The 17960-nt window shown below is 57.6% G+C and carries 21 protein-coding genes, 1 tRNA gene and 1 pseudogene; 12 read left to right on the plus strand and 11 right to left on the minus strand.

The window, feature by feature from the left end:
• Window positions 1-106 precede the first annotated feature (106 nt).
• The gene (locus tag D0Z70_RS13845) at window positions 107-970 is read right to left on the minus strand and encodes a class I SAM-dependent methyltransferase (protein WP_119747369.1); all 864 of its coding nucleotides are present in this window, start codon (window positions 968-970) and stop codon (window positions 107-109) included.
• A gap of 41 nt (window positions 971-1011) precedes the next feature.
• Here D0Z70_RS13845 and D0Z70_RS13850 point away from each other — a divergent pair, with 41 nt between their 5' ends.
• The 5 genes from D0Z70_RS13850 to D0Z70_RS13870 all read left to right on the plus strand — a co-directional run bounded on the left by D0Z70_RS13850 (window position 1012) and on the right by D0Z70_RS13870 (window position 3496).
• A complete protein-coding gene (locus tag D0Z70_RS13850; protein ID WP_119747371.1) occupies window positions 1012-1761 on the plus strand; it encodes a ComF family protein in 750 nt (249 codons plus the stop codon).
• A 52-nt stretch (window positions 1762-1813) separates the two neighbouring features.
• Window positions 1814-2071, plus strand: coding sequence for a glutaredoxin 3 (grxC, locus tag D0Z70_RS13855; RefSeq protein ID WP_119747373.1), 258 nt, complete (start codon window positions 1814-1816; stop codon window positions 2069-2071).
• Window positions 2072-2076: 5 nt separating this feature from the next.
• Window positions 2077-2907, plus strand: a complete 831-nt coding sequence (locus D0Z70_RS13860; RefSeq protein WP_119747432.1) for a carbon-nitrogen hydrolase family protein — start codon at window positions 2077-2079, stop codon at window positions 2905-2907.
• On the plus strand, window positions 2904-3383 hold the full coding sequence (locus D0Z70_RS13865; RefSeq protein WP_119747375.1) for a DUF1178 family protein: 480 nt from the start codon (window positions 2904-2906) through the stop codon (window positions 3381-3383). Before D0Z70_RS13860 ends, D0Z70_RS13865 begins: the two co-directional genes overlap by 4 nt.
• A gap of 36 nt (window positions 3384-3419) precedes the next feature.
• Window positions 3420-3496: transfer RNA gene (locus tag D0Z70_RS13870), tRNA-Arg, on the plus strand.
• On the opposite strand, the gene D0Z70_RS25820 is transcribed toward D0Z70_RS13870, so the two are convergent.
• Window positions 3447-4283 (minus strand): recombinase zinc ribbon domain-containing protein, encoded by an 837-nt coding sequence (locus tag D0Z70_RS25820; RefSeq protein ID WP_420820383.1) that lies wholly within the window; start codon window positions 4281-4283, stop codon window positions 3447-3449. The two genes, D0Z70_RS13870 and D0Z70_RS25820, sit on opposite strands and share 50 nt — an antisense overlap.
• 6 nt (window positions 4284-4289) lie before the next feature.
• Between D0Z70_RS25820 and D0Z70_RS25385 the strand changes: the two genes are divergently transcribed.
• Window positions 4290-4439 carry a hypothetical protein gene (locus tag D0Z70_RS25385; RefSeq protein WP_239018925.1) on the plus strand — a complete coding sequence of 50 codons (150 nt, stop codon included), beginning with the start codon at window positions 4290-4292 and terminating at the stop codon, window positions 4437-4439.
• Between the two features lie 183 nt (window positions 4440-4622).
• Here the strand turns inward: D0Z70_RS25385 and D0Z70_RS25825 are convergent.
• A pseudogene (locus D0Z70_RS25825) lies at window positions 4623-5087 on the minus strand (recombinase family protein); the annotation flags it as partial.
• Window positions 5015-5272: a hypothetical protein gene (locus D0Z70_RS13880; RefSeq protein ID WP_119747377.1), complete on the minus strand. Its 258-nt coding sequence runs from the start codon at window positions 5270-5272 to the stop codon at window positions 5015-5017. The pseudogene D0Z70_RS25825 and the gene D0Z70_RS13880, both read right to left, overlap by 73 nt.
• A gap of 238 nt (window positions 5273-5510) precedes the next feature.
• Here D0Z70_RS13880 and D0Z70_RS13885 point away from each other — a divergent pair, with 238 nt between their 5' ends.
• Window positions 5511-6707 carry a hypothetical protein gene (locus D0Z70_RS13885; RefSeq protein ID WP_119747379.1) on the plus strand — a complete coding sequence of 399 codons (1197 nt, stop codon included), beginning with the start codon at window positions 5511-5513 and terminating at the stop codon, window positions 6705-6707.
• On the opposite strand, the gene D0Z70_RS13890 is transcribed toward D0Z70_RS13885, so the two are convergent.
• Window positions 6692-8299: a type IV secretory system conjugative DNA transfer family protein gene (locus D0Z70_RS13890; RefSeq protein WP_182913965.1), complete on the minus strand. Its 1608-nt coding sequence runs from the start codon at window positions 8297-8299 to the stop codon at window positions 6692-6694. The genes D0Z70_RS13885 and D0Z70_RS13890 overlap by 16 nt on opposite strands.
• 78 nt (window positions 8300-8377) lie before the next feature.
• Window positions 8378-8509: a hypothetical protein gene (locus D0Z70_RS25680; protein WP_275402216.1), complete on the minus strand. Its 132-nt coding sequence runs from the start codon at window positions 8507-8509 to the stop codon at window positions 8378-8380.
• Between the two features lie 244 nt (window positions 8510-8753).
• Here D0Z70_RS25680 and D0Z70_RS13895 point away from each other — a divergent pair, with 244 nt between their 5' ends.
• Window positions 8754-10535, plus strand: a complete 1782-nt coding sequence (locus D0Z70_RS13895) for an SIR2 family protein (protein WP_119747383.1) — start codon at window positions 8754-8756, stop codon at window positions 10533-10535.
• A 325-nt stretch (window positions 10536-10860) separates the two neighbouring features.
• On the opposite strand, the gene D0Z70_RS13900 is transcribed toward D0Z70_RS13895, so the two are convergent.
• Together D0Z70_RS13900 and D0Z70_RS13905 are read right to left on the minus strand one after the other, a co-directional pair.
• Window positions 10861-12273 (minus strand): WD40 repeat domain-containing protein, encoded by a 1413-nt coding sequence (locus tag D0Z70_RS13900; protein ID WP_119747385.1) that lies wholly within the window; start codon window positions 12271-12273, stop codon window positions 10861-10863.
• 46 nt (window positions 12274-12319) lie between these two features.
• Window positions 12320-12724 (minus strand): hypothetical protein, encoded by a 405-nt coding sequence (locus D0Z70_RS13905; RefSeq protein ID WP_119747387.1) that lies wholly within the window; start codon window positions 12722-12724, stop codon window positions 12320-12322.
• Between the two features lie 278 nt (window positions 12725-13002).
• On the opposite strand from D0Z70_RS13905, the gene D0Z70_RS13910 reads away from it, so the two are divergent.
• Window positions 13003-13368 carry a hypothetical protein gene (locus D0Z70_RS13910; RefSeq protein ID WP_147418765.1) on the plus strand — a complete coding sequence of 122 codons (366 nt, stop codon included), beginning with the start codon at window positions 13003-13005 and terminating at the stop codon, window positions 13366-13368.
• A gap of 66 nt (window positions 13369-13434) precedes the next feature.
• Here D0Z70_RS13910 and D0Z70_RS13915 read toward each other — a convergent pair whose 3' ends face one another.
• From D0Z70_RS13915 to D0Z70_RS13925, 3 genes are all read right to left on the minus strand, one after another.
• A complete protein-coding gene (locus D0Z70_RS13915; RefSeq protein WP_119747391.1) occupies window positions 13435-14103 on the minus strand; it encodes a DNA methyltransferase in 669 nt (222 codons plus the stop codon).
• Complete coding sequence (locus D0Z70_RS13920; RefSeq protein WP_119747393.1) at window positions 14100-14315, minus strand: hypothetical protein; 216 nt, start codon at window positions 14313-14315, stop codon at window positions 14100-14102. The genes D0Z70_RS13915 and D0Z70_RS13920 overlap by 4 nt, the downstream gene beginning before the upstream one ends.
• A gap of 244 nt (window positions 14316-14559) precedes the next feature.
• On the minus strand, window positions 14560-15126 hold the full coding sequence (locus tag D0Z70_RS13925; RefSeq protein ID WP_119747395.1) for a tyrosine-type recombinase/integrase: 567 nt from the start codon (window positions 15124-15126) through the stop codon (window positions 14560-14562).
• A 204-nt stretch (window positions 15127-15330) separates the two neighbouring features.
• Here D0Z70_RS13925 and D0Z70_RS24625 point away from each other — a divergent pair, with 204 nt between their 5' ends.
• From D0Z70_RS24625 to D0Z70_RS13935, 3 genes are all read left to right on the plus strand, one after another.
• Window positions 15331-15798, plus strand: a complete 468-nt coding sequence (locus D0Z70_RS24625) for a hypothetical protein (RefSeq protein WP_147418766.1) — start codon at window positions 15331-15333, stop codon at window positions 15796-15798.
• A complete protein-coding gene (locus tag D0Z70_RS13930; protein ID WP_147418767.1) occupies window positions 15777-17417 on the plus strand; it encodes a hypothetical protein in 1641 nt (546 codons plus the stop codon). The genes D0Z70_RS24625 and D0Z70_RS13930 overlap by 22 nt, the downstream gene beginning before the upstream one ends.
• A gap of 173 nt (window positions 17418-17590) precedes the next feature.
• On the plus strand, window positions 17591-17881 hold the full coding sequence (locus D0Z70_RS13935; RefSeq protein WP_119747399.1) for a hypothetical protein: 291 nt from the start codon (window positions 17591-17593) through the stop codon (window positions 17879-17881).
• Window positions 17882-17960: the final 79 nt, after the last annotated feature.

The raw sequence follows: 17960 nt of genomic DNA on the forward strand, positions 1-17960 counted from the left end.
TGACCTAAAATTGAGACGATAGGGTGGGAGATGGATTCCCGCCTGCGCGGGAATGACGAAAATTAGTTTTCAACGATCCCAGTTGGCAGGCGCGAGGTCGATTTGCTTACCCTTTAGCCTTCAACGCCGCCGCCAACGACACGGTCGCGCTGCCCCGCCGGGCCGGGGCGGCCTGGCTGGGGTCGGGCTTCCAGCCGGAGAGATAGACGATCGCGATCTGCTCCGCCGTGCGACCATCCGGGTCGGCGGCATCGGCAAAATGGGCGGCGGCACTGATCAGCGCGTCGCCGCGCAATGCGGGCGGGCGGGCCGTCAGCATGTTGCCCGCGCCCATGCCGCGCAGATCGTGCATCAGGCGCAGCAGGTCGCCATAGCGCACGCTCAGCGTCTCCCCGTCCGCGACCGGCATTGCAAAACCGGCGCGGCTCAATAGGTCGCCAGCCGATCGCACATCGACCTGCGGGTGGATATGCTGGCCGGGCCGATCGCCTTCGCCCGCCATCAGCGCGGCGCGGAGCCGGGGCAGGCTGCCAGCGCCGGTGAAGGCCGCGAGCATCAGCCCGTCAGGCCGCAACACCCGGCGCATCAGGATCAGCGCGCCGGGCAGGTCATTGACGCTGTCGAGCGTGCCGCAGGCGAGGATCAGATCGAAACTATTGTCGGCAAAGGGCAGGGCGTCCTCATCCCCCTGCACCCCGCCCCACTGGACCCCGCCATTTGCGCGGGCGGCGAGGAAGCCGGGATCGATACAGGCGACACGCTTGCCCATCGCTTCCAGCGCCGCCCTGGCGCTGCCGTCCGGGCAGCCGATCACCAGCGCTTCGGGCAGGTCGCGCTGCACGTCACCCAGCCGGTCGAGCAATTCGTCGAGCATGGCGCGATAGAGAAAGTCGTGGGCCGCGAAATCGGCCAGCATCCGGTCCCGCCGGATGCTGCGCAGGGATCGGTCGAAGATGTCGGGGCTGCTCATGCCGGGCCTTGTGCAACGGGCGGGAAGGGGGGACAAGGCAGATGATGCCTTTCCTGCCGCTTCTCAAGAGCGCGATCCGCCCCGCGCTCGATTATGCGTTGCCGCCGCGCTGCCCCGGTTGCGGGGCGATCGTGGGGGAGGATCATGGTTTCTGCCTGTCCTGCTGGGGCGGTATGGAATTTTTGGGCGAACCCTGCTGCGCGCGCTGCGGCATCCCCTTTCCGCATGACATGGGGGAAGGGTCGGCGTGCGGCGCGTGCCTGGCCGATCCGCCGCCCTTCGACAGCGCAAGGGCGGTGCTGGCCTATGGCGATGTCGCGCGCACGGTGGCGCTGCGGCTGAAATATGGGCGACGCATCGGCCTCGCCCGGCTGGTCGCGCGGCAGATGCTGCGCCATGTGCCGGTGGCGGGCGATGACCCGCCGCTGATCGTGCCGGTGCCGCTGCATCGCTGGCGATTATGGGGGCGGGGGTTCAACCAGTCGGCGCTGATCGCCGATCATCTGGGGCGGCTGACCGGGCTGACGGTCGAGAAACATGCGCTGTTGCGGGTCAAACGGACGGTGCCGTTGCGCGGGATGCATCCGGGCCAGCGGGCCAGGGCGGTGCGCGGGGCGTTTGCGCTGGCGGACGGGCATGGGTTGAAGGGACGGCGCATCCTGCTGATCGATGATGTGCACACCAGCGGGGCGACGGCGGCGGCCTGTACCCGCGCTTTGAAGCGCGGCGGGGCAGGCGAGGTGCGGCTGCTCTGCTGGGCGCGCGCCTTGCCCCGCGAAGGCGTTGATTGACAAAGCTGCGATAAGCCCCAATTTCGGGGGAACAAGGAGTGATGACGGACAGATGGCAAAGGTCGAAATCTACACCAAGGCATTTTGCGGCTATTGCGCGCGGGCAAAGGCGTTGCTGACCGACAAGGGCGTCGCGTTCGAGGAATATGACATCAGCATGGGCGGGCCGAAGCGCACCGAAATGCTGGAGCGCAGCCGGGGCGGCAGCACCGTGCCGCAGATTTTCATCGACGGCCAGCATATCGGCGGCAGCGACGATATGGCCGCGCTCAACCGGCAGGGCATGCTCGACCCGCTGCTGGGCCTGTGACCATCATGCGCGCCGCGCTGTTCCAGATGACCAGCGGCATCGACCCCGCCGCAAACGCTGCCGCCATTGTCGAGATGGCGGCACGGGCGAAGGGGGAGGGGGCGGAGATGCTCTTCACCCCGGAAATGGCGGGCTATCTGGACCGCGACCGGGCGCGCGCCGCCGCGACTTTGCGATCGCAGGCCGAGGATGGCGTGCTGGCGGCAGTGCGCGAGGCCGCGGCGAGACATGGCCTGTGGGTCCATATCGGATCGCTGCCGCTGAAGGACGAGCGGGCCGACGGACGCTGGGCCAATCGCAGCTTCCTGATCGATGACACCGGCGCGATACGGGCGTATTATGACAAGATCCACCTGTTCGACGTCGATCTGGCCACCGGCGAAAGCTGGCGCGAATCGTCGGTCTATGGGCCGGGGGAACAAGTGGTCGCGGCCGATACGCCTTGGGGACGGATGGGCTTTTCGATCTGCTACGACATGCGTTTCCCCGATCTCTATCGCGCGTTGACCAATGCCGGGGCGACGATCCTGCTGGCGCCAGCCGCCTTCACCGTGCCGACGGGACAGGCGCACTGGCATGTGCTGCTGCGCGCTCGCGCGATCGAGGCGGGCTGTTTCGTTATTGCGACCGCTCAAGTTGGCGCCCATGCGGACGGGCGCGTCACCTATGGCCATAGTGTGGTGATCGACCCATGGGGCGAAGTGCTGCTCGACATGGGCAAGAGCGCTGGCCTGGGGCTTGTCGATATCGACCTGACGCGGCTAGGGGATGTGCGGGCGCGGGTGCCAGCCATCGCCAACCGCCGTGTCATTCCGCAGGAAGTGCAAATTTCGTGATCGTGTTCGACCTGAAATGTGAAGCACAAGGCCATGTGTTCGAGGCCTGGTTCGGTTCCAGCGCGGACTATGCCGACCAGCAGGCGCGGGGCCTTCTGGCCTGCCCGATTTGCGGTGACGCACAGGTGGTCAAGGCGGTGATGGCCCCTGCCGTTGCGGCCAAGGGCAACAGCCGCGCGGTCGCGGTGCAGGATGCGCCCGCATCGGACGTTCCCGTCGCGATCAGCGCGGGCGACGCGGCCAAGATGCGCGCAATGGTCGATGCGCTGGCGCAGGCGCAGAAAAAGGCGCTGGAAGGCTCCACCTGGGTCGGTCGCGGCTTTGCCGAACAGGCGCGCGCCATGCATTATGGCGAGCAGGCCAATAGCAGTATCCATGGCGAGGTCGCCCCGGCGGAGGCCAAGGCACTGATGGAAGAAGGCGTCCCCGTCGCGCCGCTGCCTTTTCCCGTCATTCCGCCCGAAGCGAAGAATTGACCGCGTCGTCCCCGCATAATAGAGGCCAAGCCATGGGCACCCGTAGCTCAGCAGGATAGAGCATCAGATTCCTAATCTGAGGGCCATGGGTTCGAATCCCGTCGGGTGCACCATCTCCTCCCTTCCCCCCGACAAGTCGGATAAAAGTGTGAAGGGAGAAGATGTTAGGGCGGTTCTAAAACCGCTTTCGCGCAGATATTGCAGCCGCTCGGCAAAAGCCAATTTCAGCACGAGTCTCTTGTGACTGAAATCGCCGGAAACCCATATTTTATGCGGGTTTGCGAGGAAGGTCATCGCGGTTCTAAATGATTGCTCGAAATCCTTCGGAGTTCGTCCCGTTTTGGCGATGCGCTCTTTCAGTTCGGCCTTACGCGCCTCAAGCCCGTGAATGCGGTTCTCATAGGCTTTGATGAGCGTCGGGCTTTCCGCCTCCATCGCGCGGTCGATAAGCTGGGTAACGTTGCCCTCGATTTGGCGGACTTCGGATTCCCATTCCTTCTTGCGGTTCTTGATGCCCTCCGCGCGGGTCTGCCAGAGCTTGCTGAACACGCCATAGGCCAGCACGAACATATCATGCGATGGCCGCATATCCTTGAGGATGGTTTCGAACTGCCCTTCGATCTTCTCGCGGGGCACGGACTTGCCGTAGTCGGCGCATTCCTTGTTCGGGCAGTGATAATAGGCGTAGCGTTTGGCGCGGCCCTTCGCCCAATAGCTGGTCAGGCGGGTATCGCAGCATCCGCAAATGACGAAGCCGCGTAGCGCAAAATCCTCGCCGACATTCTTGCGCGCCGGAACCTTGGCGTTGCTGGTGAGCCGCTCTCGAATTTTCTGGAAGGTTTCGAAGCTGATCAGCCCTTGATGCTGGGCCGGACGTAACGAGACGTTCCATTTCTGCACCTCGATATGGCCAGCGTAGAGAACCTGATGGAGGATGTCGTAAACCCGCTGGCCGTGGACGCGGCCTTTATAGTTGCGCGGAAATTCCGGCTGATCCTCAAAATAGCGTTGCACCTCAGCCTGCGTCTGGAAGCGGCCAGTCGCGAAGCCTTCTAATGCTTCGCGCACGATGGAAGCCAGTGGCTCCTTGGGCACCAATACCTTGTTCTTGCCCCGTCCATCGACGATCTCGGCGAACTGATAGCCAACCGGAGGCTGAAACACCCAATAGCCATCGAGGCATCGCGCGCGCATCCGGTTGAGCGTCTGCTCGGCGTTCTTCTCTCGCTGATGCTGGTAGGAGCTTGCCAGGACATTCTCAACGAAGCGACCATCGCTGTCTTCGCGGAACTGATGCGATGGCGAAACCATGATCGCGCCCGCGCGCTTCACCGCTTCGCGCAACTGCTGGTGGGCGACCACATCGCGCGCAAGGCGCGACAGGTCGTCGATGATCACATAATAGGTCTGCTTCTGGCGGCGCAGGAAGGCGAGCATCTCCTTCATCGCCGGGCGCGTTGAATGCGCGCCGGTGAAATCGTCCTGAAAGACGCGGATCACGTCATAGCCATTGCGGCCCGCATATTCGCGGCAGATGGTTTCCTGACTTTCAAGGCCATGGCCATCGGTCTTTTGTTTGGGGTCGGACACACGGCAGTATATCACCGCCTTCTGCCCGCTGGTTGCGTTGCTCATGTCTCCTTCTTTCCTGCCATCTCGTCGGTGGCGGCAGCGTTGAAATCCAGTTGCGCGATATGGCCCCATTCTAAAGCAATCAGGTCCGTATCGGAATCGAGATCGACATCGGCCCCCAGATCTTTTCCCTCAAGGCCGTTGATGACGAAAGGGTCCAGCATCTGCTCGAAAATCTCAAGCTGGGCGCGGCCATCGGCCTCCGCGATGCCGCGCGCTTCAAAGAAGCTTCGGAAATCCTCATAGGATAGCAGCATGGCGCGGAACCTCACCCGCGCGGGGCCAAGCCCGCACGGCATAATATGTTGATCTGTTTGGAAGATTAGCCGCGCATCCTGCCCGTCCAGGGGGATAGGCACGAAAAAGCCCGCTCATGGCGGGCTGCATCAAGGTGCTATTGCGGCTATGTGGCGCGATTAGAACATAAATGGAACAAAAAGTCGAGACATTTCATGCGCGCTGCATTATATCAACGTTCAATGGTAATGGTGCTGGATGCTTACGGTATATCTCGACACATCGGACTATTCCCGTTTCGGCGACGTTTTGCGGGGAAAAGGCGATCCTCAAACTGAGGTGCTTTTCAATAAGCTTTTGACGCTCAAGGAGCAGGGATTTGCCAGATTTGGCTATTCCATGCCGCTTTTGGGCGAGTTACTTCAGTATGATGAAACTCATGCAGAGACCACAATCCATAAAGCTGAAGCGGTCGAAAAGCTTTGTGGCAAAAATGCATTCATTTGGCCGGGGCGATTGATTGCATGGGAACTAGCTATTGCCGCCGCAGCGAATGGTTTACTGGATGAGCCATATCTCAAATCGGCCTTTAGCGAAAATGCTTATTGGTTTCCTAACGTTGAAGATGCGTTAGATGATCTCAAAGGCGGATTTCAGCGAACACTGGATGAATCACTTGCGGAGATAACGCCGGTAAATCGAAAGCAGCGGCGAACGATTGAAGCCAATGTTCGTCGATTAAACGTGAGCACAATGGTCAATGCGTCCGCACCTGAACTGGCCGATAAATATGGCCTGAGAGTATCGGACGTGCAGCGATCTCTTGTTGCGGTGTTGGAGGATAAAATTTCTCCAGCCGAAGGCGCAACGAGACTGTTCTCGGCCATGGCTAAGCCTACGACGTTTATTCGGACATATTTTGTCGGATATGAAGGTGAAAAGGATTTTCCTTCATGGATTTCTGACATGGGGAGAAAGCTGCAAGCCAGTATGCTGGAAGGTCGCGAAAAGCTCAGCCGAATAGACACGTCCGTGCTCTCATCTGATTTCATGAGGACCGCTTTGGAGCAGATGGCTCCTGATTTTGGCAGGCAGATGCTGCGCCTCGCACAAACTGAGGCATCGGAATTTCGATTGGATGATCCGTTGATTGATCTTTTTGCGTCTCGGCGAGATTTGGCTGAACAAGTGCCGTGCTGGAGAAATTTCACGAGATACGTTCCAATCTTCATGCAATCCAATCTCGGTCTTCGCGGGGACGGATATAAGCCAGAGCGCAGCGCGGGCGGCGACATCATGCACTCATTTTATCTGCCGTATTGCGATCTATGGCGAGGTGATCGCCGGTTTGCACATATTTTGAAGGAAGCTTTACCGGAGCAATCCGGCAAGATTGTTGGCCGATTGTCCGAGTTGCCAGATCTGATTGAGAAAGCCGCCTATGCATCGACATAGCTTATGCGCGCATCGCAGTATTGCGGGAAATGCGCCAGTTCCGGCGGCACGTCAGCCGTTATCACGCGATACCATGACCCGCCGAACATGCCCGGCAGTTTCACGCGGTCGAGCGGTGGGTGATAGGGATTGGGCAACCACAGGCCATTGAGGCTCTTGGTCGTGTAGTAGGGATATTTGTTAGCGAGGATCGGCGGCACGTCGAGGCCGGAAATGAAGCTGATCATCTGGTTGTCGGACATACCGAGTATCTCGTCGGCGGTCATAAGCGCCCGTTGCATCTTGGTGCGTGATATCGCCGCCTCGCGGTAGTGCCTGTAGTCATAGGCCGCCTGCCGTGGGTCGTCGCCCTGAAAGAAGCGGCGCTTCGCGTCGCGCTGCATCCGCACTGCGTTCTGCTGCTGGAGCTTATCGTCAAATTCGAGCGTCTCATTGCCCAGCATGTGGGAGATAAGCTGCGCGGTCGGATAATCGCGAACTCCAAAGAAGCAGCGCCATTGCGCCGAACCGATAAATCCAGTGATAGCTTCGCGTCCGAAATTACGGGCGATCTGGTCGATGTCCTGAAACACCGCGATGGTGCGGACACCTTCGCCGCGCCCTATGGTGAAGGCGCTGAGCAATTCCTCGAAGCGCCCCAATTGCCCGGCCTCGTCGATCAGCATAGTGAGGCGGCGGGCCTGCGGCGCGCGCGCCTTGTAGAGCAGGGCGACGGTGAACATCAGCCGCAGCACGGGTGCCCATTGCGGAATGTTCCGGCGCGGCACCATCAGGAACAGACTGGTGAGTTGTTCCGATGTGAGATCGCGCAATGAGAAGTCGGGATTTTCCAACGACGCGCAAAGCGTCGGATCGTTCAGGAACGACAAGTGCGCTTTGATGGTCGAGTATATCAGCCCGAACTCATTGGATGTGGAATGGCGCTGCGCGGTCCAGATATCGACACCGGCGGCGGCCACATCGGCAAAGCGTGACTTCTCCATTGCGTCGAGCTGCTTGGCCCACACCTTTGCATCCGAACGGATCGCCTGAACCATGCGCCAGAGCATCGGCAGCGTAACATTGTCATTCTGCTCGACGAGCGATTTCAGCAACGCGGTAATCCATTCGCGCGCCTTCTTCTCGAAATGATGTCCATTGTTGCCGCCAGTGCCGACAAGCGGGATCATGCAGTTGGCGAGATCGGCGCAATCGCCGTGGAAATCGGGGCTGGAAAGCGTCAGCACGTCGAGGGGGTTGGTGGCGTGGCTGACCATGCCATGGAGTCTGGTGGGATTCCACAGATAGACGAACGCCTTCCAGCGAATGAAACTGGCGATGGTGACGGCGGCCAGTTCGCCCTTGGGATCGCAAACCAGCAGAGGGTGATTGCCCCCGCGAATAATTGTCTCGATCAACCAGTCACGGCCCTTGCCCGCGCCTGACCCCGCAATGACAATGCCGGGGCTGTCGGATTTCAGTGCAAGCTGGCGATTGCCCTTGTATCCGACGAACAAGCCGTCCTTGTCGAACAGCCCGCCGCGTTCAATTTCGGCATCGTTTGCCCAGCGCGCCACCCCATGGCGCAAATCCTCGCGGGATGGATCGATCATCGTCGCTGCTTTCATTGGGAAGAAAAAAAGGGCGGGAGTTTCCTCCCGCCCATGGCCGCGCCATTGTGCCGCCTGCCTTTACGAGCATGTCGAAAGCAGGATCAGCGCGAACAGTGCCAAAACCAGCCAGCCCCCAGAATTGCTATTCTTGTTCTTGCGGCGATAAATTCCGCCAACCAGTTCCCATTCGTCGTTATTGATGACCGTCATCGAAAGCCTCCATCGCTCAACGCCACCGCCTTGTTCGGCGGAATGGAGACTCGATAAGCGAAGTCGAAATGCGATCCGGGGAGATAGCGGATTTCGGAGGTGGTCAGCGCCGACTGCTATCAACCGGCCCTCATGCGGAAGTGGCGGATTCCCTTTCTGTGCCAAGTCGCACACCAGTCGCCGTCTGGCGTTAGATTGTGGTAGTATCTGGCCAGGTCAACCAGCGGCGATATGGGTCTATTTGATGAGTCTTCTGTCTAACGACACGATCACACAGCTTTCGTTTTCGATATATGAGAACAGGGGAGTTTTTGCCCTTCTACTTGGCTCTGGGCTATCGCGAGCTGCCGAAATCCCAACCGGCTGGGAAATTACGCTCGATTTGGTCCGGCGGATCGGCGAAGCACGCGGTGCAGAGGCTCAGAGTGATTGGGCGCAATGGTATCGTGAGGAGACTGGCGAGGAGCCGAACTATTCGACTCTACTGGAGGAATTGGCCTCGTCTCCAGAAGAACGACGCTCGATCCTTCACAGCTATATCGAGCCGACAGAGCAGGATCGAGAAGAGGGGCGGAAGATACCCACTGCGGCGCACCGCGCTATCGCGCAGTTGGTCCGCGCCGGACATTTGCGCGTCATCGTCACAACCAACTTTGATCGCCTGATGGAAAATGCCCTGCGCGAAGTCGGTGTTGAGCCAACTATCGTAGCGTCGGTTGATGCCTTGCAAGGTGCCGAGCCGATCACACACAGCACATGCTACATCCTTAAACTGCATGGCGATTACAAAGATGCTCGCATCCTCAACACAGACGAGGAACTGCGGGCTTATCCGACGCAATATGACACTTTGCTGGATCGGATTTTCGACGAGTTTGGCGTGGTTATTTGCGGCTGGTCTGGGGAGTGGGATCACGCCCTTCGCGCAGCGATGCTCCGCGCACCAAATAGGCGCTATTCGCTGTTCTGGGCCAGCCGTGGCAGGGTCGGCTCAGGTGCTCAGGAGTTGATCGATCATCGTCGGGCGCGGGTGATTGAGATCGGTGACGCGGATGCATTCTTCACCGCAGTAGCCCAGCGCGTCGAAACCCTCGAAAAATCACACCGCCAAAACCCGCGCAGCATCGAGCTTCTGGTGGGAACGACCAAGCGCTACCTAGCCAAGCCCGAATATCGCATCCAACTGGACGAATTGTTCGCGGACGAGTGCAAGCGCTTGATTGAAGTGCTCGATGCCGGTGATTTTTCTCCTCACGGATCAATCACATCTGCCGACATCGGAGCGCGTGTTCAGCGATATGAGGCGGCTACCGAAGCCTTGGCTCTGATGGCGGGTACACTCGGTCGGTGGGGCGACGGCACAGAACTGCCGCTCGTCCTTGACCTCTTGCAAACGACGAGGTCTCACGCCGGACAAGTAGGGAACGGTCTGACCGCTTGGATCGAGCTACGATCTTATCCAGCCGTATTGATTTTTACGAGCTACGGAATTGGCCTGACCCGCGCGTCGCGCTGGTCAGAGCTCCATAGACTTCTGACGGTATCATTACCGATGCCCTATCGGGACTCGGAGCCAGCGGTGAAAGTGTTGTTCCTTTCGGCTTGGTCCGGTGGCGAGAATAATTTCTGGCAGAAATTGGAGGGGCTTGATCGCCGAAAGACGGCGCTAAGCGATCATTTGCACGATGTTTTCGAGATTTGGTCGAAGAGCTTCGTTGGAATGGTGCCTGATTTCGAACTTTTGTTTGAGCGATTTGAAGTCCTTGCGTCCATCGCGTCTCTAGACACCATGGAAACCGCATCGCTCAAGGAAGCACTTGCCGATGTGTCGAGACGAGATTTCATCTGGATGCCGGTAGGTCGATCTGCGTGGCATACCGGAACGAGGGAGCGCCTGTTCAAGGAACTGGAAGCCGAGCCGATGAAGCAGGCGCTTCTTGAGGCCGGATTTGCGCGCGGTAGCTCTGAACACTACACTTCGGCGCTCACCAATTATAGCCGAATGGCGAGCCGAATTTCGTGGTGAAATTCCGGTGCCATCGCTCGATCCGTATATTCGTTCGGTCCATTCGGCCTACCGGAGCATAAACGACGCTACGCTTGGCCATTGGTCGATGGGGAAGGAACGCCGAGCGCGGTCCTTGCGGGGAGAACCGAAATCTCCCCGTTGGCGCTGATCCGGCCCTATCCATAAGGTCGCCTTTGCGCCGCTTGGACAGGGAACGGGAAGCGCCATGAGCCGGGAGGGATGCAACGGGAGGCGCGCAGCGGGCCTCCCTTGCCAAGATGCATGGTACTACCATGCACATCTTGCGATCTGCACTACAAGCAGCTCAATCCCCTGTGCACCTCTATTCCCTGACCCGCCAGAGATATGCACGTCCATCATCACAAGCCGTCATAACCGTCTTGTCGTCCTTCGAGAAATAGGCACTGTAAAGAGAATCCGGGTGCACCAATAGCGCCGCCAACTCACCGGACTCTACGTCCCAGATCGCTGCGTTTCGATCTTCCGATGCTGTAACCACTTGCTTCTGGTCATGCGAAAAACAGGCGGTCCACGTCGTATCGCCATGGACATTCGGCGCGCCGAACACCCTGATCAGTTCCCCGGTTTCAACGTCGAACAGGCCTGCCGTTCCGACCTCGCCCGATGCTGCAATCAGCTTCCCGTCCGGTGAAAAACTGGCATCGCATATGCCTTCCGACTCATATCCCTCAAACTTGCGGATTACGTTGCCCAAATCATCGACACTGACGATCATGACGCTGCCATCGGAGCAACCTATGACAAGGGACTTGGAGTCAGGAGAAAATTTTGCCGCATTCACGATATGAGTGCGAGGAAGTTTGATCTTGGTCCGGGAAACCGGGCTAAAGTCGCGTGTATGCCAAAGCTGGACCATGCTGTCCCAACCTGCCGTCACGATGAGTTTGCCGTCCGGCGAACAGTCCATGCTCGATATGTCGCGCCTGTGCGGGAGTGTCGCCAGTTCGATGGAGTGACCGCCTGTCTGCCAAACCACTGCCGCATGACCGGCAGCGACGATAATCTGCTGACTGTCGGTAGTGAACACCGCGCCGTAAATGTCCTCCTTGTGGTAAGCGATCACCTTGGGCTTGTAGCCGGAAGCAAGGGCATCGGCGGCCCACAGGAAACAATGAGATGCCCCCTGCATCTTCCCCTTCCCCGAAGTGATGATCCATTTTCCACATGGGGAATAGTCTGCTCGGCGGATACCAGCGCCATGGACAAGTCGAGCGGGCGTGAGTGCCGGAAAAATGCCATTGAGCGCCGCACGTCCATTCTCAAGGGTTGTGACTTCGGGCAGTTCGACGGACGTTTGCTGTTCTGGTCCGGCCAGACTGCCAGCGATGTATCCGCCGGGAACCGCCAGCCCATGCTGTTCCTGAAACGATTTGCCGTCAAAGATGCTACTGTCAATGAGCATGGCGGTAGACTGGCCGCGCCTTATTGTATGCAGGAAATAATAGGTCGCAATCGCCAGCGTCGAGCTTTTGCGCTTTCGCCAATTATCTACCAGATTTGAATAGGAATCACGACTCGTGCTGGCGAAACTTTCACCCGACGCCAGGCAGACATCACTGAAAAATCGGCTCAGGATTGTTTCGAGGTCATCGCCGTCGTCGCCATGCAAATCCTTCGCAATCGGCTTGATTCTCGCAGAGAGTTGCCCTGCAATTTCCATCCGGTCATTTTGGTCGATGTGATCGAGGAAGGCTTTGTAATTGTCGGTCAGCACGGCATCTTACCCCCTGTGAAAGGCGATGTGTGCTCACATTATTGCATCACATGCCCGGCGCAAGGTCGGGAGAAGGCGGGGCTGGATCGAAATTCTGCCCGTCGCGATAGTAAAGCGTCTGGGTTACTGCGCCACTCTGCGGATTCCGTATGATCAATGCCGGACCAGCATCCCGGTGCAAGGCACCGTTCACCCAATATTCCTCTTGCGTCACGATGCCGGTAACGGCGTCTTTGACCCAATATGCCGGTTTGTCGTCAGGGCGATGATTGTTGCCGTCAACGGCCCACGTTTCGGAGATGACTTCGCCTGACGAACGGTCCCGCCGAATTTCCGCTGGGCCGTCTATACGATGAAGAAGGTCATAGGCGCGATACACCTCGGATATGAGAACACCGGTATCCGAGTCCCATTTGCTCTCCGCAGGGCCGCCGACACGATGCCTGAACATATCCCAACGCCAATGCTCTGCGAGGCGGGTTCCGGCAGTGTCGTCAACAATGATCTCGACTTGATACTCTTTTTATGTCGTTCGGCATTCGTGATATAGTATATCATACGCCTCCCCGAAAAATCCATTCATCCAAATAGCTATTGTAGAACAATGCCTTGATGACGGTACCGGGCCGAACCTTCGCTTCCGGTACCTCGATGCTGTTACCTCGATGATCACTGATCAGGGCTTGGCGAAACCAAGCGCGGCCGCTCCCCACTCGCTGGAGAGCAACAATGGCAACGGTGAAAGTGTTAATGGATGAGCAGCTTCGCAGCCCGGCTTACATCCACCAACTGGCGGCCCGCATGAAGGACGAGGGCATCACCCGGATGAGCGGCTTTTTGTTTCTCATGGAAACGCTGTTCGATTTTCGTGACGATGGCGGCATGGTGCTGGATGGCGAAGGCCAAAGCATCGACCTTCACGACGACGTGATCGAGGATGCCTATGCATGGGAAGTCACCTTCTCATGGAACACCGATATGCAGGTCTTTGCTGAAAGGCTCCCACTGCGGCGCGTGAAATCATCCTTGATTGCACGATTGCGGCTCTGGGATGCCGCCTACAGGATCAGCGGCAGGCCAATCACTATCGAATGAACTGCAAGCTGGCGGGGCCGGTCTCCGGCCCCGCCTTTTTTGGTGATGACAAGCACGACACGGGCGCTACCTGTCTTCCCTCATCTTCCCGGCGACGCGCTTGGAAGAAGTGCGGAAATGGTCGGCGGACAATTCGATGCCGAGATAGTCGCGCCCTTGCCATTGCGCCGCAACGAGCGATGACCCGGAGCCGCAGAACGGGTCGAACACGATGCCGCCGGATGGGCAGAATGTTTCAACGAGCGGCGCAAGAATCTTCACGGGCTTCTGCGTAGGATGCCATCGGTTCCCGCTGGGTCTGGCGATATCAACCACGTCTGGGATGATTCCAGTCGATGATGCATTTGGCCGTCCCTTGGCGAGCAGATAGGCGCTTTCATGATGCCGGGCGAGATGCCCGCGCGACGATGCATAGGCCTTGTGGAACACGATATGCCCGACGATGCGAAAACCTGCTTTCGCCCACGCCGTCGAGAAGCGGTCGATGGCGGACCAGCCATAGAAGCTGATGGCGAAGCTATTGTGTTTCAACAGCCGGTACATCTCCGCGAAGGCTGGCTCGATCCAGTCGGTATTGTCGTCATTGAGAACCTGTCTGCCGCTACGGTCGCGATACCGCGTCACATAGGGCGGGTCGGTCAGGATGAAATCGACGCTGCGGCTGGGCAAGGTTGGCATCACTTTCAGGCAATCACCGTGGATAACGCTGTTGCGGGGCAAGGTTGAGGGGATCATGGCTGACCCCCGTTGCCTTCGCTGGTTTCGCTGGCGGCGCGCATGACGAGGCGGCCTGTCACCGGGATCGCATCGAGGCTGATCGAATAGCCCTTGCCATCCTGATGGGACCATGCGGCCCCGACCGGAATCCAGATGGCTTTTTCTCCCTCGCCGTTGACGATGTAGAGGCGGAATGCCGGTTTGCGATTGCTGGTGGTTTCTGTGGTCATGGTCTTCTCCTTCTGGTTCGATGCCGCACCATTGCGGCTTCATGGGGAGAGGATCAGGCGTAGTATTGAGGCGGACGGTCACACGCCGCGCCAGCGCCCGGCAGGGGCAAGCTGCACAAGTCATGCAATGCAATGACGCGGAAGCGCAGCGCGTTGACAGAGCGCCGGACTACGCCACGCTCCCCGAATGATTGCTGCTGATGGTGTTTGTTGGGATCGACCGGATAAGCTGACCTACAGAAAATCACCACATCCGTTCGGCAAATTCCCGTTCCTCAACGCCTACCGCGTCGAGGTAGATGGCCGTTGTCACTCCGCTGGCGTGGCCCAACCATTTCTGGATGAGATTGGGCGGCACTGATTTCCCTGCGGCGCAGATTCCGTAGCCGTGCCGAAGTCCTTTCGCGGTTGCCATCGGGCCGGAGATGTCGGCGGCAAGCATGACCTGTTTGACCTGTCGCCATGCCGTCGAGCGGTGCATGGAGAAAATGCGGCCATTGTCGTGTTGCGGCATTGCCGCCAGCATGATGATCAGCCTTCTTGGAATCGGCACCATGCGGAAGCGCAGCCTGCGGCGCTTGAGAGTCCGAATGACCAATGCCCCGCGCTCTTGGTCGATATGATCGCGCGTAAGGTTCAGCGCCTCGGAAATCCGGCAACCGGAATAGGCCAGCACATGACACAGCGCCCGCACCTCATTGCCCATCTGGTCGGCGGCGTGAAGGAAGCGTTTTCGCTCGGCTCCGTTGACATATTTTCGGCGACCAGCCTCGTCATAGGGCTGCCAATCGCCGAGTTGCATATGCGACATGAACCATCATCCCCGATTCGCAACAAAATCGGCAATAGGGTTGCAGAGATAAATTCTGGACGCCGGACTGGAATGGCTTCGTTTGCCTGGGATCGGCAGTGCGCGACGGATACCATGAGACAACCAAGAAACTTGAGCGCTGTTGTCCGGAAGGTTAGGGTGTGCGTTCTCCCAGCGTATTGGGATGGACGAGGAAATGGCACGATGGGGATCGAAGCACTCTTTCAAGCGATAGCGTCATCCCTGAATGTCGCAGGTTTTCTTGAGCGCGCCGATGGTAGCTTTAATTGGCAGCGTTTCTTTCGATTGATCGTAATTTTCTTCGTTATTGTTCTGCTTGTCCTGATACTTACCTTTGCGTGGAGAAATGTGGCTGAAACACCTCTCCCTACTCCAACTCCGGCCCTTACTCCGAGCCCTTCTCCGAGCGATAACGCAAGTGCTCCACCCGTTCAACGGGATGGAGAGAATGATACACGGCAGTTGCCGCCGATCCCCGACTCCGGCCGTAGAGATGGCGGTAAGGTTCAGCCCGACGCGGGGTCGGAAGCAGTGCCCGCCACGCCGAGCGCATCTTATGAGGGTGCAAGTCAGAAGACCGAAGGTAATTGCAGTCAAATCATTAACGGAAATGTCTCCGGCGGCATAAAATGCGACTTCTCCAGCGATTAGGCGCGCTCTGCGGGGCATTAATGGTTACTACGCAAGCTGGTGCGCAAGCTCCTGCTGGAACTTCCCGTATCAGCGAGCAGATCGAGATGCAGACGAGTGGTGCCTGCAGTCCAATTATCGCTCCCGGAGGAAGCATATCCGGAGGAATAAACTGCAGATTTTCGATCCGTGGTGAAATATTTCAGGAACTACTTCAAGAGCTACAAAACTCTTTGGAAATGAGGGAGTTTCTCAACAGCAACCACCGGCTGAATCGAGCACTGGAAAAAGGTCATTTTAAGAGGGCGGCCGAGCTCGCAATCGCAGCAAACGGCGGCCGAGAAAGGTACATTATAGTTATTTCCTGCTACTTGCTGGAAATGGAGTTCGAGAAGGCCGCCAACTACATAAGCGTCGCGCGCAGACTCTATCCAAGTGAACAATTCTTCTCGGAAATTCAAGAAGGTGCAATAAGATCCTGGGAGCTACAACGCGATACTCCACAAGTCATCGTCCATGTGGATGATGACCGGTCACCAACGGTCGGTGATCTCGCGCCAGAGCTACAAGACGCGACCGATTTCTTCAATGATTACACGATGAGGGCTGTCAGCGCGGCTAATCGCGCAAGTGCGATCGTGAGCCTCGAACTTCCAACGAATCAGGAGGTCGCGGAGTTCCGAGAGAGATGCGACACACTGACGGATGATTTGGGCGTACCTTCGGTCGTCGGACGGCCTTTATGGCCTGAACGTTCCGACCGATCGCCTCCAGTCAGAGTGCATATGGGAAGGCAAGGACCGAGCGATTGCCTCGTCAGCCTTCGGGAGGAGCGGGGCGAGCAAACTCGGTTAGCTTACTACGAAAATATACACGTCCGCGCGAAGAGTATAGCTGGTCGTATTGAAACGGGTGGCAGTTTGACGTCGATGTTGGCAAGATTCCACCTACTCATGTATTGTGCGACCTTCGCCAGACCTAGTACTGATGACACGTGCTTCGCCAGTGCAATTCGCGAACTCTATGAGATTACTGAAAGGTATGGTACTTCAAGATCCGTTTCTTTGACTCACTTATGGATGTTGTTTCTCAACGTTGCGGGCACGAACGGCCTACTCGGGGATTTTGTCAACCACACGCTTCCGCTTCGCGAACGGCTACTTGAAGGGGATGTTCGTCGCGGGATGGTGGCCCCAAAGGAAATGAATCAGATTGCGTTGAGTGAGTTTGATCTCTTCAGAATTCTAGTCGCCGAAATGAGCGTGAGATCGGCCAGCGTAATAAATCTCGGCTCGGTGCAAAACCCGCGTCCGGAAGAGGAAATTGCACAGGATAGTGAAAAATTAGAGAAAGCAAGAAATACATTAATGCAAACAATTCGAGACTCATCAAATATTAGAAAATTTCCTCAATCCAAGCTAGGGCGAATTTCAGAGTTAGCACTTCGCGTTGTCATTTTTGACATCACTGATGAATACGGACCCATGTCGGTTAATATAGATACAAGAAATATTATTCAAAAGTTGTGGAAGTCACTTTATAGAGACAGATGGATTATTCAAAATATGGGAGATGCTTTCTGTGATCGCGAAATCTTTCTCTCGGGCCTCGATTGCGCCAAATATAAGGATGTCGATTAGAATAAGGTGCCTGGGCAGTGTAATCAGCCTCTCGGCATATCCACTAATTGTCCTAATGACCTATAAACCGCAACTAGTAAGCCGACTATACCGTTGCATTTAATAGAATTAATTTGCAACACTTTTGCCGATAGTGTTGCACAGGATCATATTCTCCCCTCGGAAGGGAGAGCATGGTCATGCGTTCCATCGGGTTTCGTCGCACATTTGCGACCATCGGCATTCTGGCAGCGACGGGCATACCGTCGCAATCACTGACCGCGCAGCAGACGCACCCTGTTGCCGCTTCGAATATCGAAATTCCATTGAGCGACGCGCGGAAGATCGGTGCAAACTCTGTTCGCTTTTCCGCCGCGCAGTTGAGTAAGGAAGCTCCTACTATCGTCATATTCGGCGCGACGACGCCAAGCTGGCACAAGGGTATGCATCCGGTGAAATACGCAGATCAGGCCGCTTGGCGTTGATCGTCTGTGACGCGCCAGTTCCAGGGAAGCAGTTCGTGGAGCCGGCTCTGTGGGATGTCGGCGATGCGGCTGAGCACAT

This window comes from Sphingobium terrigena (assembly GCF_003591655.1).
GTDB classification, from domain to species: Bacteria; Pseudomonadota; Alphaproteobacteria; order Sphingomonadales; family Sphingomonadaceae; genus Sphingobium; species Sphingobium terrigena.

Excerpts from the sequence above, each read along its gene's own strand:
- D0Z70_RS13845 (WP_119747369.1), bottom strand. The coding sequence starts at position 970 with ATGAGCAGCCCCGACATCTTCGACCGATCCCTGCGCAGCATCCGGCGG.
- D0Z70_RS13850 (WP_119747371.1), top strand. The coding sequence starts at position 1,012 with ATGATGCCTTTCCTGCCGCTTCTCAAGAGCGCGATCCGCCCCGCGCTC.
- grxC (WP_119747373.1), top strand. The coding sequence starts at position 1,814 with ATGGCAAAGGTCGAAATCTACACCAAGGCATTTTGCGGCTATTGCGCG.
- D0Z70_RS13860 (WP_119747432.1), top strand. The coding sequence starts at position 2,077 with ATGCGCGCCGCGCTGTTCCAGATGACCAGCGGCATCGACCCCGCCGCA.
- D0Z70_RS25385 (WP_239018925.1), top strand. The coding sequence starts at position 4,290 with ATGGCCAGCGTAGAGAACCTGATGGAGGATGTCGTAAACCCGCTGGCC.
- D0Z70_RS13880 (WP_119747377.1), bottom strand. The coding sequence starts at position 5,272 with ATGCTGCTATCCTATGAGGATTTCCGAAGCTTCTTTGAAGCGCGCGGC.
- D0Z70_RS13885 (WP_119747379.1), top strand. The coding sequence starts at position 5,511 with ATGCTTACGGTATATCTCGACACATCGGACTATTCCCGTTTCGGCGAC.
- D0Z70_RS13890 (WP_182913965.1), bottom strand. The coding sequence starts at position 8,299 with ATGATCGATCCATCCCGCGAGGATTTGCGCCATGGGGTGGCGCGCTGG.
- D0Z70_RS25680 (WP_275402216.1), bottom strand. The coding sequence starts at position 8,509 with ATGACGGTCATCAATAACGACGAATGGGAACTGGTTGGCGGAATTTAT.
- D0Z70_RS13895 (WP_119747383.1), top strand. The coding sequence starts at position 8,754 with ATGAGTCTTCTGTCTAACGACACGATCACACAGCTTTCGTTTTCGATA.
- D0Z70_RS13905 (WP_119747387.1), bottom strand. The coding sequence starts at position 12,724 with ATGTTCAGGCATCGTGTCGGCGGCCCTGCGGAGAGCAAATGGGACTCG.
- D0Z70_RS13910 (WP_147418765.1), top strand. The coding sequence starts at position 13,003 with ATGGCAACGGTGAAAGTGTTAATGGATGAGCAGCTTCGCAGCCCGGCT.
- D0Z70_RS13915 (WP_119747391.1), bottom strand. The coding sequence starts at position 14,103 with ATGATCCCCTCAACCTTGCCCCGCAACAGCGTTATCCACGGTGATTGC.
- D0Z70_RS13920 (WP_119747393.1), bottom strand. The coding sequence starts at position 14,315 with ATGACCACAGAAACCACCAGCAATCGCAAACCGGCATTCCGCCTCTAC.
- D0Z70_RS13925 (WP_119747395.1), bottom strand. The coding sequence starts at position 15,126 with ATGTCGCATATGCAACTCGGCGATTGGCAGCCCTATGACGAGGCTGGT.
- D0Z70_RS24625 (WP_147418766.1), top strand. The coding sequence starts at position 15,331 with ATGGGGATCGAAGCACTCTTTCAAGCGATAGCGTCATCCCTGAATGTC.
- D0Z70_RS13930 (WP_147418767.1), top strand. The coding sequence starts at position 15,777 with ATGCGACTTCTCCAGCGATTAGGCGCGCTCTGCGGGGCATTAATGGTT.
- D0Z70_RS13935 (WP_119747399.1), top strand. The coding sequence starts at position 17,591 with ATGGTCATGCGTTCCATCGGGTTTCGTCGCACATTTGCGACCATCGGC.